Origin of the sequence: Rhizobium sp. YTUHZ045 (genome assembly GCF_051124255.1) — a bacterium.
Lineage (GTDB): Bacteria > Pseudomonadota > Alphaproteobacteria > Rhizobiales > Rhizobiaceae > Rhizobium.
Genome location: NZ_CP101432.1, coordinates 4,132,308 through 4,146,205 on the forward strand (window position 1 = coordinate 4,132,308; position 13,898 = coordinate 4,146,205).

General features: G+C 58.7%; 14 protein-coding genes. 6 read left to right on the forward strand and 8 right to left on the reverse strand.

Annotated features, from left to right (window positions below):
- The first annotated feature begins 8 nt into the window (after positions 1-8).
- Positions 9-1,049 (forward strand): DNA polymerase III subunit delta, encoded by a 1,041-nt coding sequence (holA, locus tag NMA58_RS20235; RefSeq protein ID WP_434711714.1) that lies wholly within the window; start codon positions 9-11, stop codon positions 1,047-1,049.
- On the opposite strand, the gene NMA58_RS20240 is transcribed toward holA, so the two are convergent.
- The 8 genes from NMA58_RS20240 to hemE form a co-directional block, all read right to left on the reverse strand.
- The gene (locus tag NMA58_RS20240; protein WP_097601302.1) at positions 1,050-1,931 is read right to left on the reverse strand and encodes a ParB/RepB/Spo0J family partition protein; all 882 of its coding nucleotides are present in this window, start codon (positions 1,929-1,931) and stop codon (positions 1,050-1,052) included. It abuts the gene before it with no gap.
- Between the two features lie 32 nt (positions 1,932-1,963).
- A complete protein-coding gene (locus tag NMA58_RS20245) occupies positions 1,964-2,758 on the reverse strand; it encodes a ParA family protein (RefSeq protein WP_085779902.1) in 795 nt (264 codons plus the stop codon).
- A 19-nt stretch (positions 2,759-2,777) separates the two neighbouring features.
- Complete coding sequence (gene rsmG / locus NMA58_RS20250) at positions 2,778-3,395, reverse strand: 16S rRNA (guanine(527)-N(7))-methyltransferase RsmG (RefSeq protein WP_085779903.1); 618 nt, start codon at positions 3,393-3,395, stop codon at positions 2,778-2,780.
- A gap of 24 nt (positions 3,396-3,419) precedes the next feature.
- On the reverse strand, positions 3,420-5,297 hold the full coding sequence (gene mnmG / locus NMA58_RS20255; protein ID WP_434711715.1) for a tRNA uridine-5-carboxymethylaminomethyl(34) synthesis enzyme MnmG: 1,878 nt from the start codon (positions 5,295-5,297) through the stop codon (positions 3,420-3,422).
- 70 nt (positions 5,298-5,367) lie between these two features.
- A complete protein-coding gene (gene mnmE / locus NMA58_RS20260; protein ID WP_434711716.1) occupies positions 5,368-6,687 on the reverse strand; it encodes a tRNA uridine-5-carboxymethylaminomethyl(34) synthesis GTPase MnmE in 1,320 nt (439 codons plus the stop codon).
- 103 nt (positions 6,688-6,790) lie between these two features.
- Positions 6,791-8,056, reverse strand: coding sequence for a transcription termination factor Rho (rho, locus tag NMA58_RS20265; RefSeq protein WP_003589536.1), 1,266 nt, complete (start codon positions 8,054-8,056; stop codon positions 6,791-6,793).
- A 200-nt stretch (positions 8,057-8,256) separates the two neighbouring features.
- On the reverse strand, positions 8,257-8,793 hold the full coding sequence (gene hemJ / locus NMA58_RS20270) for a protoporphyrinogen oxidase HemJ (protein WP_097601307.1): 537 nt from the start codon (positions 8,791-8,793) through the stop codon (positions 8,257-8,259).
- 2 nt (positions 8,794-8,795) lie between these two features.
- A complete protein-coding gene (hemE, locus tag NMA58_RS20275) occupies positions 8,796-9,839 on the reverse strand; it encodes a uroporphyrinogen decarboxylase (protein ID WP_183705835.1) in 1,044 nt (347 codons plus the stop codon).
- Positions 9,840-10,239: 400 nt separating this feature from the next.
- On the opposite strand from hemE, the gene NMA58_RS20280 reads away from it, so the two are divergent.
- The 5 genes from NMA58_RS20280 to dnaQ are packed head-to-tail and all read left to right on the forward strand — an operon-like array spanning position 10,240 to position 13,869.
- Complete coding sequence (locus NMA58_RS20280) at positions 10,240-11,061, forward strand: pyruvate, water dikinase regulatory protein (RefSeq protein WP_085776422.1); 822 nt, start codon at positions 10,240-10,242, stop codon at positions 11,059-11,061.
- Between the two features lie 32 nt (positions 11,062-11,093).
- Entirely contained in the window at positions 11,094-11,693 is a 600-nt protein-coding gene (locus NMA58_RS20285; protein WP_085776423.1) for a Maf-like protein, read from the forward strand.
- The gene (locus tag NMA58_RS20290; protein ID WP_434711717.1) at positions 11,686-12,543 is read left to right on the forward strand and encodes a shikimate dehydrogenase; all 858 of its coding nucleotides are present in this window, start codon (positions 11,686-11,688) and stop codon (positions 12,541-12,543) included. Before NMA58_RS20285 ends, NMA58_RS20290 begins: the two co-directional genes overlap by 8 nt.
- Positions 12,543-13,154, forward strand: coding sequence for a dephospho-CoA kinase (gene coaE / locus NMA58_RS20295; protein ID WP_434711718.1), 612 nt, complete (start codon positions 12,543-12,545; stop codon positions 13,152-13,154). The genes NMA58_RS20290 and coaE overlap by 1 nt, the downstream gene beginning before the upstream one ends.
- On the forward strand, positions 13,147-13,869 hold the full coding sequence (gene dnaQ / locus NMA58_RS20300; RefSeq protein ID WP_434711719.1) for a DNA polymerase III subunit epsilon: 723 nt from the start codon (positions 13,147-13,149) through the stop codon (positions 13,867-13,869). The genes coaE and dnaQ overlap by 8 nt, the downstream gene beginning before the upstream one ends.
- The last annotated feature ends 29 nt before the right edge of the window (positions 13,870-13,898 follow it).

Below are 13,898 nucleotides of genomic sequence, written 5' to 3' on the forward strand. Positions count from 1 at the left end.
CCGGGGAGGTGGCCGAAATCAAGTCCCATGAATTCGAGACTTTCCTGCACAAATCGGCGGGGAACTACCGGATTTTCGTCATTTACGGGCCGGATCGCGGCCTGGTTTCCGAACGGGCCGGCCAGATCGCCGGCAAGACCGGCGTCGCGACCGACGATCCTTTCTCCCTGACCAAACTCGACATCGGGGATCTGCAGAAGGATCCCGGACGCTTGGTTGACGAGGCTCAGTCTATCGGGTTGTTCGGCGGCGAGAAACTCATCTGGATCCGCGGTGCAGCCAACGAAAAATACCTCGTCGATTCCCTGGCGGTGCTGGCCGAAAAACCGCTCGAAGCCGCCTACCTGATCGTCGAGGCCGGCGATCTGAAAAAAGGATCCCTGCTTCGCAAGACCGCGGAAGCCGCACGATCCGTCATGACGATCCCCTCCTACGCCGACGACAGCCGCGCTCTGAACGGCTTGATCGATGCTGAACTCGGCGCGGAGAAGCTTGGCATTACCCCGGCGGCCCGTCAGGCGCTGATCTCACTGATCGGCGGTGATCGCATCGCTTCCCGTAACGAAGTGCGCAAGCTCGCCCTTTATTGCAGCGGACTCAATACGGTTGAGGAACATCACGTTGCCGAAATAATTGGCGACGCCAGCGCGATCTCCGTCGATGACGCCGTCGATGCCATCCTCAGCGGTGACCTCAACGGATTCCTGCATGCCATGCAAAAGATCAGCAGTTCAAAAACCGCTATCTTTCTGGTGCTGCAGGCCTGCCTGAAGCAATTCCAGCTTCTGGACATGATGCTCGCCGAAATGGAAGAAAAAAGGGTGCAGGCGCCTCAGGTCATGCAGACGATGGGTCGGCATCTGCATTTTCGCCGCAAGCCGATCATCGAGCAGGCGCTCCGCCACTGGTCGGCGGACAGCATCGCGCGTGAATCTAATCGCCTGCAGGCAGCGATCCTCCAGAGCCGGCGACGGCAGGTGCTGGAAGACAGCGTTGCGATGCAAACACTTCTCTCCACCACTCTACAATCCGGCCGCAAATCCGGCTGATCATCGCCTTTCCAGCAGGCGGCAGATTTCCTCGAGCTGTTCCAGCGACTTATACGATATTTTGATCTGGCCGCCGCCGTTCTTGTGATTGATTGAAACATCAAGACCGAGGGCATCGGAAAGCGTGCGCTCCAGCGCCAGCGTATCGGAATCCTTCTGATCGCGACGCAAGGCCGGCTGCTGCGGCTCCGATTGCGCCTTGATATTGTTCTGCGCCAACTTCTCGGCATCACGCACCGACATGCCCTTGGCGACGATGGTGCGGGCAAGGCTTGCCGGATCGGGCGTCGAAACAAGTGCGCGTGCATGACCGGCGGAAAGACTGCCGGCGGCAAGAAGATCGCGAACCGGATCGGGCAATTTCAGCAAACGCAGCGAGTTGGCGACATGACTGCGGCTTTTACCGATGATCTCGCCAAGATCATTTTGCGTGTAGCCATATTCGGCGATCAGCTGCTCATAGCCCAACGCCTCTTCGAGAGGATTGAGATCCGCTCGCTGCACGTTTTCGACGATCGCAATCTCAAGGGCGGTCTTGTCGTCAACGTCACGAATAATGACCGGGATTTCGATCAGGCCAGCGAGTTGCGCCGCCCGCCAGCGCCGCTCCCCGGCGATGATTTCATATCTGTCTTGTGACATCGTCCGCACCACGATCGGCTGAACGATACCGTGCTGACGGATGGAACTCGCAAGATCGTGCAGTTCGGTGTCATCGAAGAAACGGCGCGGATTGCGCGGGTTACGGCTGACGAATTCGATCGGAATCATTCGGTCGGCGCTGACAGTGCGTTCAGCTTCAACCGGAACAGGCTGATCCATTTCACCAATCAATGCTGCAAGGCCGCGACCCAGTCGTCTTTTCGATACATCGTCATTCATAATCTACACTCACCTACACCCCGGAAATGATCTTACGCGGCCAATCTCTGCCGCTCACGCTGAATGACCTCGGAGGCCAGTTGCAGATAGGCCTGGCTACCCGCGCATTTCAGATCATAGAGAATAGCGGGCTTGCCGTAAGACGGCGCCTCGGACACCCGGACGTTTCGGGGGATTAACGTATGATAAACCTTTTCCCCGAGATGCGTCCGCACATCATTCACCACCTGCTGGGCCAAATTGTTGCGCGCATCGAACATCGTCAGGACGATGCCCTGGATATCCAGCCGCGGATTTACTGTCCGACGAACCTGGCTGACGGTTTCGAGCAGCTGGCTCAACCCCTCCAACGCGAAGAATTCGCATTGCAGCGGCACCAGCACCGAATGGGCGGCAGCCATGGCATTCATCGTCAGCAGATTGAAAGAGGGCGGGCAATCGAGAAGAATATAGGAGAATGCCATAGCCTCGGGAGATGACAGGGCCTTCCGCAATTTAAAAACCCGATCGCTCTGCTGCGAGATTTCCATCTCGATACCGAGCAGATCCATGGTCGAAGGAACGATGAAGAGGTTGGGAACGGCTGTTTCCAGCGTCACGTCGCTGATCCCGCGCTCACCGACCATCAGATCGTAGGAGGAGAGCTTTCGATCGCGGCGGTCGATACCGAGGCCGGTGCTGGCATTGCCCTGAGGATCCAGATCGACGATCAGAACCCGCTCGCCAATAGCGGCCAGCGCCGTTGCCAGATTGATTGCCGTGGTCGTCTTGCCAACGCCACCTTTCTGATTTGCGATGGTTATTATCCGATGTCGTTCGCCAGCCATTGCTGCAATATCCGATCTGTTAAACCAAGCGCCGGAGATTCGATATTTCCAAAATCACAGATTCTTGCTCAACGGCGCTCTTGTGTTCTACCAGATCGAATTGCCACCGGCCACGGGCTTCGGCTATTTCCCTCAGGTAATCCCGGCCTTTGTGAAAAAAGCTCCGACAATTTTCTTTGTCGAGCATCCAAGGGGCCGAATAGCCGATCAGCCCATCAAGATCGGCAAGAGCTCGCGCCGAAATCGCGTCGCAATCGCCGATCTCGCTATAAGCGTCTTCGATTCGACTGGCGTGAACGCTCCCTCGGGCATCTGTTTCCCGCAGGGCCGTTCGCAAAAACGCAGCCTTCTTATGATTGCTCTCGACAAGATGTACCCATCCCGCTTGCAGTTCTGCCAGAAAGATGGCGGTGATAACGCCGGGAAAGCCGCCACCACTGCCGAGGTCGACCCAAGTGACGGGCTGCGGGTAGATCTGAAAGATCTGACTGCTGTCGGCAATATGGCGGCGCCACAGCGCATCGAGTGTTGATGGCGCCACCAGATTGATCGCTTTTGCCCATTTCTGAAATAGCGTCGCGAAATGTTGAAGTCGTTCCTGTGTTTCACGTGAAACACGCAAACCGTTCAGTTCCATTCTCAGGGACTTTCAAATCTTGGGTCAGGCGCTCTGCCGCGCGATTCCGTGTTGCCGACGCAGGTGCACGAGCAGCAGCGCGATGGCGGCGGGTGTCATACCCTCGACAATTGCTGCCTGCGCAACGTTAAACGGACGAGCAGCGCTGAGCTTCGCCTTTAGTTCGTTCGAAAGGCCCGAGAGCGCATCATAATCAAAATTCGCTGGTATTAGCCGCTCCTCGTCGCGCTGCTGATCAGCAATCGCCGCCGCCTGCCGATCGAGGTAGACCGAGTAGCCCGCCTCAATTTCGAGCGCCTCCGCGACTTTTGGCCGGAGCCTATCTAGATCCTCCGGCCAGACCTGTCGAAGCGCGGCGAAATCATAGGCCGGATAGGACAAGAGATCGTAGGCCGTCCGGCGCTGGCCATCGAGGTTGATGTTCAAGCCCGCCCGTCTCGCCTCATTTGGCGTCAGCGTCAGCGCCATCAGCCGGTCGCGACCAGCGTCAATCTCAGACTGATAGGCCGTGAAGCGCTCGGCGCGCTCGGCGCCCACACATCCAAGCTCCATAGCCAGTGGTGTCAGCCGCATATCGGCGTTGTCGGCACGCAAGGTCAGGCGATACTCTGCACGCGACGTAAACATTCGATACGGTTCCGTAACACCACGCGACGTCAGGTCGTCGATCATCACGCCGATATAGGAGCTTGTGCGGCTAAAATGGAACGGTTCCGAATCGGAACTCCGCAAGGCGGCATTCAATCCGGCTGCCAATCCCTGGGCCGCTGCCTCTTCATAACCGGTGGTGCCATTGATCTGTCCCGCGAGGAACAGGCCTCGCAGTCGCTTGACCTCAAGGGACGGAGTAAGCTCTCTTGGATCGACGTGATCATACTCGATGGCATAACCTGGCTGCAGTATCCTAGCCGCTTCGAGGCCCGGAATGGTCTTGATAAAAGCGGCTTGAACTTCGGCCGGCAGCGACGTCGAAATGCCGTTCGGATAAACGGTGTCGTCATCCAGCCCTTCCGGTTCAAGAAAGATCTGATGCCCGTCGCGCTCTCCGAACTTCACAAGCTTGTCTTCGATCGACGGGCAGTAACGTGGACCGACGCCTTCAATCTGGCCGGAATACATCGCCGAGCGCTCGATATTTTCGACAATGATGCGGTGTGTCGCCTCGGTGGTCCTGGTGACACCGCATTCAACCTGCCGTGTGGTGATCGTATCGGTCATGAAGGAAAAAGGCACAAGTTCCTCATCCGCACCCTGTCGGCCGACGGATTGCCAGTCGATCGTCTTGCCATCCAGCCGGGCCGGCGTTCCGGTTTTCAGCCGTCCGAGCCGGAGCCCCAACCGCGCCAGGGTGGCAGACAGGCCGATCGACGGCGCTTCGCCGACACGACCAGCGGGCGTCTTTTCAGAGCCGATATGAATGAGGCCGCGCAGGAAGGTGCCGGTTGTCAGGACCACGGCCGGCGCCTGCAGCCGTCGGCCGTCTTTCATGATGACCCCAGCAACACGGCCATCGAACACATCGAGATCAAATGCGTCGCCCTCGATAATGTCCAAGCCTGCCGTCGCTTCGATTGCGGCGAGCATCGCCAGCCGGTAAAGCTTTCGATCTGCCTGGGTCCGTGGACCCCGCACGGCCGCACCCTTTTTGCGGTTCAGCATTCGGAACTGGATGCCAGCAACATCGGCAATCCGGCCCATTAGGCCATCCATCGCGTCGATCTCACGAACCAAATGTCCCTTTCCGAGCCCCCCGATCGCCGGATTGCAGGACATGACCCCAATCGTGTCTCGCCTATGGGTAACGAGCGCAGTTTTCGCACCGAGGCGCGCAGCCGCGCTGGCCGCCTCGGTCCCTGCATGGCCGCCGCCGATGACGATCACATCATAGCCACTGTCGGTCATATCAAAACTCCAAAACAGCAAGACTTCACGTGAACCTGAGGGCGCGCCGCCGGTAAAGGTTTCACGTGAATCACTTGCCGATGCAAAACTCCGAGAAGATCACGTCGAGCAGCTGTTCGACGTCCACCCGCCCGGTAATTCGTCCCAGGTATTCAGCCGCAAGCCGAAGCTGTTCGGTGCGCAGTTCAAGGTCTGCGTCAATCTCCGAGATTGCCGCGTCGAGTGCTGCCAAACATTTCGTCAGCGAATCCCTATGCCGCTGCCGGCTGGGGATGGCCAGAGACAGACCACTGAAACGCTCGGCGACAATGCGGCCGATCAGCTGGCGCAACTCCGACAGACCGTCACCGGTCAGCGTCGAAATCTGCAGGTCATAGCGATCCGACCCAGTCTCAACGAGATCCTTCTTCGTTCCGACAGTAACATGGGGCAAAGTCTGCTCCAAGTCGCCGGGAATCGTCGGATTGCTCATGTCGACCAACAGCAGCGCAAGATCGGCATCACGAAGCGCAACACGCGCGCGCCGCACGCCCTCCATTTCCACCCGGTCGTCCGCCTGGCGCAGACCGGCGGTGTCATAGAGTTTGACAAGATAGCCGTCAATATCGAGATCGACCTGCAGCACATCGCGGGTCGTTCCGGCAATGTCGGTGACGATCGCAACGTCACGCCGGGCCAAGGCGTTCAACAGGCTTGATTTTCCGGCATTCGGAGCGCCCGCGATCACCACTTTAAAGCCGTCCCTGATGATTTCGCCCGCTGAGGCCGATTTGAGATGAAGGCCGATATCGTCGCGAAGCACCTTCATATCGGCCCACACCATGTCCGAGACGGAGCCTGGAACGTCGTCTTCGTCGGGAAAATCGAGCTCCGCCTCGATCAGGGCCCGAGCCCGGGTTAATCGTTCCGCCCACGAATCGTAAATCGCCGAGACGCCGCCGGCGCTCTGCTCCACGGCAAGACGGCGCTGCATCTCGGTTTCGGCGCCGATCAAATCGGCGAGCCCCTCAACCTCGACAAGATCAAGCTTACCATTTTCGAAGGCCCGCCGCGAAAACTCGCCTTCATGGGCCATACGAACACCTGGAATACCGCCAAGTTCGGAGAACAATGCCGCCAACACGGCCTTACTGCCGTGGATCTGCAACTCGGCCACATCGTCGCCGGTGAAAGAATGCGGGGCGGGAAAAAACAGCACTAGGCCATTGTCGATCGGTTCGTTGTTACGAGTCCGAATCGTTCGGTAGGACGCCGCTCGGTCAACCGGTACGGGTCCAGCCAGCCGGATCAATATATCTCTGGTCAGCGGACCGCTGATGCGGACGACCGAAACACCCGAGGGCGGAGGACCGCTCGAAAGCGCATAGATTGTATCATTCGACATGGCCATGCGGTCCGGTTTTTCTGTTCGAGTCCGAATCGAGTCCCTTAAACAAAAAGCTGGCGACATCGAGACGATGCGCCAGCTCTCATCAGCGGAATCCGGCTAAGGATCAGGTGTTCATCGAGTCGAAGAAGTCCGAATTGTTCTTAGTCTGTTTGAGTTTGTCGATCAGGAATTCGATCGCGTCGGTAGTGCCCATCGGCGCGAGAATACGACGCAGAACGAAGATCTTCTGCAGATCCTGGCGCGGAACAAGAAGGTCTTCCTTACGCGTGCCGGACTTCAGAATATCCATCGCCGGGAAGATGCGCTTGTCGGCAACCTTGCGGTCAAGGACGATTTCGGAGTTGCCGGTACCCTTGAACTCTTCAAAGATGACTTCGTCCATGCGGCTGCCGGTATCGATCAACGCAGTCGCGATGATCGTCAGGGAACCGCCTTCCTCGATATTGCGCGCGGCGCCGAAGAAGCGCTTAGGCCGCTGCAGCGCGTTGGCGTCCACGCCGCCCGTCAGAACCTTGCCGGAGGAGGGAACGACCGTGTTATAGGCGCGGCCAAGGCGTGTAATCGAATCGAGCAGGATGACGACGTCGCGCCCGTGCTCGACCAGACGCTTTGCTTTTTCGATGACCATTTCGGCCACCTGGACGTGACGCACTGCCGGTTCGTCGAAGGTCGAGGAGATAACCTCGCCGCGGACCGAGCGCTGCATGTCGGTCACTTCCTCGGGACGCTCGTCGATCAGAAGAACGATGAGATAACATTCCGGATGGTTGGCCGTGATCGAATGGGCGATGTTCTGGAGAAGCACGGTCTTACCGGTGCGCGGAGGCGCGACGATCAGTCCGCGCTGGCCCTTGCCGAGCGGCGCCACCAAGTCGATCACACGCGGCGACAGATCCTTGGAGGTCGGGATCTCGAGTTCCATCTTGAAGCGCTCATTCGGGTAGAGCGGCGTCAGGTTGTCGAAATGAACCTTATGACGAATCTTTTCCGGATCGTCGAAATTGATGGTGTTGACCTTGAGCAGCGCGAAATAACGCTCGCCTTCCTTTGGCCCGCGGATCGGTCCCTCGACCGTGTCGCCGGTTTTCAACGAGAAACGGCGGATCTGTGACGGCGAGATGTAGATGTCGTCGGGACCGGGCAGGTAGTTTGCATTCGCCGAACGCAGGAAGCCGAAGCCGTCCTGCAGCACCTCGACGACCCCTTCGCCGATGATTTCCACATCCTGGCTGGCAAGCATTTTGAGGATCGCAAACATCAGCTCCTGCTTGCGCATCGTGCTTGCATTCTCGACCTCGAGCGATTCGGCGAAAGCCAGAAGATCCGTCGGGGATTTGCTCTTAAGTTCCTGAAGCTTCATTTCAGCCATGAAGTGACCAATACTCTTTTCAATTTCGAAGGGGAAAGGCGATGTTGGGTCGTATTCGGTACTGCGAAAGGGGCTCGCAGACGACTGAAATCTACACACATGCCACGTAGATGAGATGCGCGGAAAATAGCGACTCGTTATCGCCGCCGCAAGGGGGCTGCTTAAAATGAAGCAAATTTAACCTGAGGGAGGATTTCTCGTCAGAATGGCTTCACCACGACGAGGATCACGATCGCGATCATCAGCAAAGTCGGCGCCTCGTTCATGAACCTCCAGTAGCGCGCGGAACGGTGATTTTCGTCCCGCTCGAAGGCGCGCACGGCGCTGCTGAAGAACATATGGATCCCGGTCAGCAGCACGACAAGCCCGATTTTTGCATGCAGCCAGCCGCCCTGGAACCCGTAGACCGACCAGGCGAGATATAGACCGAAGATCCAGGTCAGCATCATCGCCGGCGTCATGATGATGCGAAGCAGCCGGCGCTCCATTACCTTGAAGGTTTCCGACTGCACCGAGCCTGGTTCGGCGTCGGTATGGTAGATGAACAACCGCGGCATATAGAACAGTCCTGCCATCCAGGAGATGACCGCGATGATATGAAGCGCCTTGATCCAGAGATAGAGATTGTCGGGATTCCAGGCGAACAGCCCAACCGCGATCAGCGCGAAGAAGACCAGCGCAAAATGCGCGCGGCGCCGTGCGTAAGCGCCGGCTCTACGGTCCGTCTGTTTTTCCATCGTCACGTCTGGGCCATCCGTGAACCCCGCACGCGTTCAACCAGCAAACGCACATGTTCAGGGTCGGCCTGCGGCGTGATGCCGTGACCGAGATTGAAGATAAGCGGCCCATTGCCGAGATGATTCAGAATATCGTCGATACCCTCTTCCAGCGCCCGGCCGCCGGCAACGACGCGCATCGGGTCGAGATTGCCCTGAACCGGACCATCCTTCTGAAGTTCGGCCGCAAAGGCCAATGGGACCGACCAGTCGAGACCGATCGCATCCGCTCCGGTCTTCTGACGATAGGTTTTCAACTGATAGCCCGCACCCTTGGCGAAGGCGATGATGCGCGCCTGCGGCCGCCGCGCCTTGATCGAGGCAATCATCCGTGCAACCGGCTTGACAGCGAAGGCGTCGAACTCTTTCTCGCCGAGAACACCCGCCCAGGAATCGAAAATCTGCACGGCATCGGCGCCGGCATCGATCTGCGCCACGAGATAATCGGCCGAAACGTCGGCAAGCAGCATCAGCAGCTGCTCGAAGGCGCGGGGATGTTTATAGGCGAAGAGACGGGCAGGGGCCTGATCCGGGGTGCCATGGCCGGCGATCATATAGGTCGCAACCGTCCAAGGCGCGCCACAGAAACCGAGCAGAGTCGTCTCTTCAGGCAATTCCTCCCGCAACCGCCGTACCGTTTCCAGCACCGGTCTGAGGTAATCGACAACCTCGTCGCCATTCAATCTGCCGATGCCTGCTTCATCGATCGGATCCATTTCCGGTCCATGGCCTTCAGTGAAACGAACATTCCGCTTCATCGCGTCGGGAATGACGAGGATGTCGGAAAACAGGATCGCTGCATCAAAGCCATAGCGGCGGATCGGCTGCAATGTCACTTCGACGGCGTGATCGGGCGTGTAGCAGAGATCGAGGAAGCTTCCGGCCTTTGCCCGGGTCTCCCTATATTCCGGCAGATAGCGTCCTGCCTGTCTCATCAGCCAGAGAGGAGGAGGAAAAACGCTTTCGCCGTCGAGAACCCTCATGATCTTTCGCCGCCTATCGCTCAAGCGCGTCTTCCCTATAAAAAATCAAAGATATTTTAAAAGGTTTCTATTTCTTAGAGTCGGTGTCTATCAAGGATTAAAATCCATCCACCGCCGATGCCATTTGTCGCGCGTTCGACGACGAACTCGAAAGAATTTCTCCATTCCTGTCAAATTCCGGGGAGAATCCGAATCCGAAAGCGATTCCAAATCCTTGCCAGAGGACGATTTTTTTCGTGCCTGTGGATAGACTGTGGGCCGCTGGACGACAAGTCGATTTCATCCCCAGCCTCCACAGAAGCGGCCGAAACCGGTCCGGAAAATTCGAAATGTGGATAAGCAGGCATGTTTTCCCTTGCCCGAGACAGCCTCACCGCCTTAGCTCTCCATCATCCAGTCTTTTCAACAGGCAGCGGAAAATAACGTGGAGAACAGAACGAACTTCTTTCATCTGCACCTGATTTCTGACTCGACCGGAGAGACTCTCATCTCCGCCGGTCGCGCCGCTTCGGCGCAGTTCAGATCCGCCCAGCCGATCGAACATGTCTATCCGCTGATCCGCAATCGCAAACAGCTGCTGCCGGTTTTGCAGGCGATCGATGACGCGCCGGGGATCGTGCTCTACACCATTGTCGACCGCGATCTGGCGAACCTGATCGACGAACGCTGCGTCGAGATGGGTGTCGCCTCGGTCAATGTGCTGGAGCCGGTCATGAATGCGTTCCAGATCTATCTGGGCGCCCCGTCTCGCCGCCGGGTCGGGGCCCAGCATGTGATGAATGCCGGCTACTTCGCCCGCATCGAGGCGTTGAACTTCACCATGGATCATGACGACGGCCAGATGCCGGACGATTACAACGACGCGGATGTTGTCATCATCGGCATCAGCCGGACATCGAAGACGCCGACCAGCATCTATCTCGCCAATCGCGGCATCAAGACGGCGAACATCCCGATCGTCTACGGCGTGCCCCTGCCGGAGAGCCTGCTCGTAGCGACAAAACCGCTGATCGTCTGCCTGATCGCCACCACCGACCGCATTTCCCAAGTCCGGGAAAATCGGGTGCTCGGGACGACGCAAGGTTTCGACCGCGAGCACTACACCGATCGAGCCACGATCTCGGAAGAGCTGAAATATGCCCGCTCCCTCTGCGCCCGCCACGGATGGCCGCTGATCGACGTTACGCGCCGCTCAATCGAGGAAACGGCGGCCGCCATTGTTGCCCTCCGCCCGAAGCTGCGTTAAGCGCTGACAAAAAGCCGCGAGTGGGAGAAACCATGACACCGAAACTCATCCTTGCATCGTCGAGCCCTTTTCGGCGGATGCTGATGGAAAATGCCGGTCTCTCCTTTGAGGCACATCCCGCGGAGATCGACGAAAGGGCGGTTGAGGCGCCGCTCGAAAAAGCCGGTGCGAAGCCGGACACCGTCGCCTGCATCCTGGCCAAGGCTAAAGCCGAAGATGTCAGCGCCCGTTTCCCCGAGGCTCTCGTCATCGGTTCGGATCAGACGATGTCGCTCGGCGACCGCGTTTTTCACAAACCGAAGGACATGGCCGACGCCGCGAACCACCTTCGCGCTCTGTCGGGCACCACCCACCGGCTGAACAGCGCCATCGCGATCGTCCGCGACGGCGCCGTCTTGTGGGAGCATATCGGCCATGCCGAACTGACAATGCGATCCTTGACGGAAGATTTCATCGCCAGACACCTGGCGCGGGTGGGCAAACGGGCGCTTTCCAGCGTCGGCGCCTATCAGCTGGAAGGTGAGGGCGTTCAACTCTTCGAGAAGATCGAGGGCGACTATTTCACCATACTCGGGCTGCCGATGCTTCCGCTCCTGGGAAAATTGCGAGAATTCGGGGCGATCGATGGATGATTCACGTGAAACACTGGGGCCGAATGCATTTGTCACGGGCTTTCCCATCAAGCATTCGCGCTCACCGCTGATACATGGATACTGGCTGAAGACGCTTGGCCTCCCGGGCAGCTATCGCGCCCACGAGGTGACACCCGATGCCTTTCCCGATTTCATTGCCTCGCTGAAGGATGGCAGCTCCGGCTTTATCGGAGGCAATGTCACCATCCCCCACAAGGAACTTGCCTTCCGGCTCGCCGACAAGCCGGACGATCTGGCGCATGAACTCGGCGCCTCGAATACGCTCTGGTTGGAGGATGGTCTCCTGCATGCCACCAATACCGACGGCCGCGGCTTCACCGCCAATCTCGACGAGCGCCATTCCGGCTGGGACCGTCATGATACGGCCGTGGTCTTCGGTGCCGGCGGCGCGAGTCGGGCGATCATCCAAGCCGTCCGCGACCGTGGCTTCAGGGAAATCCACGTCGTCAACCGCACCGTCGAACGTGCGCGAGAGCTGGCCGATCGCTTCGGTCCGAGAGTTCGAGCCCATCCGGTGGGCGCGCTTGCCGAAGTCATGCATGGTGCTGGCCTCTTCATCAACACGACCTCGCTCGGCATGGATGGCGAAGCGGCGCCGTCGATCGATTTTGCGCCGCTCGCAACGGGTGCCGTCGTCACCGATATCGTCTACATCCCCTTGAAGACACCGATCCTGAGACAGGCGGAAGAGCAGGGACTGTCGGTCGTCGACGGTCTCGGCATGCTGCTGCACCAGGCTGTTCCCGGTTTCGAAAAATGGTTCGGCAAGCGTCCGGTCGTCGACGCGGCGCTGCGCGCTTTGATTATCGCCGACATGGAAGTCCATTGATGCTGAAGATCGGACTCACCGGCTCAATCGGAATGGGAAAATCGACGGTCGGCAAACTCTTCGCCGAGGCCGGAATCCCCTTGAATGACTCCGACGCCGTGGTCCATGACCTCTACGCCGGCGAGGCAGCACCGCTTGTGGATGCCGCTTTCCCCGGCACGATGAAGGATGGAGCGGTTGACCGGCAGGAGCTGGGCCGCCAGCTCGCGCTCGATCCCGAAGGTTTCAAGCGCCTCGAAGGGATCGTCCATCCGCTGGTGCGCAAACGGGAAACGGAATTTCTGGAGCGGCAGCAGGCAGCCGGCGCCGATATGGTCCTGCTCGATATTCCGCTGCTCTTCGAAACCGGCGCCTGGGAGAGAGTGGACGTCATCGTTGTCGTCAGCACCGATCCACAGATTCAGCGTCAGAGGGTGCTTGCGCGCGACGACATGACGGAAGAAAAATTCGATATGATTCTCTCTCGCCAGACGCCGGATGCGGAAAAACGGCGCCGCGCCGATTATCTGGTCGACACCAGCCACAGCATTGCGGAGACCAGGGCGCGGGTGCTTGAGATCGTCGCCGAGCTGAAAATGCGGATTGCCAATGGAGATTTCCGGAATGCGTGAGATCATCTTCGATACGGAAACCACCGGCCTCGACAACCGCGCCGACCGTATCATCGAAATCGGCGGCATCGAGCTCTTCAACCATTTTCCGACCGGCAACACGCTGCATATCTACATCAATCCGGGAGATCAGAAGGTTCATCCGGATGCACTTGCGGTGCACGGAATCACCGATGAATTCCTGAAGGACAAGAAGCCTTTCGCCGAGGTGGCCGAGGAAATCCTCGCCTTCTTCGGCGACGGCAAATGGATCGCCCATAACGCCACTTTCGATATGGGCTTCATCAACGCTGAATTCGCGCGCATTGGTTTGCCGCCGATCCTGCCGGACAAGGTCATCGATACGCTGTCGATGGCGCGGCGCAAGCACCCGATGGGACCGAATTCGCTCGACGCGCTCTGCCGGCGTTACGGCATCGACAACTCGCACCGTACCAAACACGGGGCGCTGCTCGACTCCGAACTATTGGCCGAAGTCTATATTGAGATGATCGGCGGCAGACAGGCTGCGTTCGGCCTGAGCATATCGGGCCAGCCGGGCCAGGCGGCCCGCGGTGAAATGGCCGTGGAAGATGATATGGCGTTTGCCGCGGCGCTCGAACGCCCTCGTCCGCTTGGCTCCCGGCTCAGCCAGTCCGAAGCGCAGGCGCATGAGGCGCTGGTCGCCAAGCTCGGCGAAAAGGGCATCTGGGCGAAATACGCCCGCCCGAATTGAAAATGCCCGGGACCGGCCCGGGCATCCGC

Coding starts and splice junctions, on each gene's coding strand:
- NMA58_RS20240 (WP_097601302.1), bottom strand. CDS start 1,931: ATGAATGACGATGTATCGAAAAGACGACTGGGTCGCGGCCTTGCAGCA.
- NMA58_RS20245 (WP_085779902.1), bottom strand. CDS start 2,758: ATGGCTGGCGAACGACATCGGATAATAACCATCGCAAATCAGAAAGGT.
- rsmG (WP_085779903.1), bottom strand. CDS start 3,395: ATGGAACTGAACGGTTTGCGTGTTTCACGTGAAACACAGGAACGACTT.
- mnmG (WP_434711715.1), bottom strand. CDS start 5,297: ATGACCGACAGTGGCTATGATGTGATCGTCATCGGCGGCGGCCATGCA.
- mnmE (WP_434711716.1), bottom strand. CDS start 6,687: ATGGCCATGTCGAATGATACAATCTATGCGCTTTCGAGCGGTCCTCCG.
- rho (WP_003589536.1), bottom strand. CDS start 8,056: ATGGCTGAAATGAAGCTTCAGGAACTTAAGAGCAAATCCCCGACGGAT.
- hemJ (WP_097601307.1), bottom strand. CDS start 8,793: ATGGAAAAACAGACGGACCGTAGAGCCGGCGCTTACGCACGGCGCCGC.
- NMA58_RS20285 (WP_085776423.1), top strand. CDS start 11,094: ATGACACCGAAACTCATCCTTGCATCGTCGAGCCCTTTTCGGCGGATG.
- NMA58_RS20290 (WP_434711717.1), top strand. CDS start 11,686: ATGGATGATTCACGTGAAACACTGGGGCCGAATGCATTTGTCACGGGC.
- coaE (WP_434711718.1), top strand. CDS start 12,543: ATGCTGAAGATCGGACTCACCGGCTCAATCGGAATGGGAAAATCGACG.
- dnaQ (WP_434711719.1), top strand. CDS start 13,147: ATGCGTGAGATCATCTTCGATACGGAAACCACCGGCCTCGACAACCGC.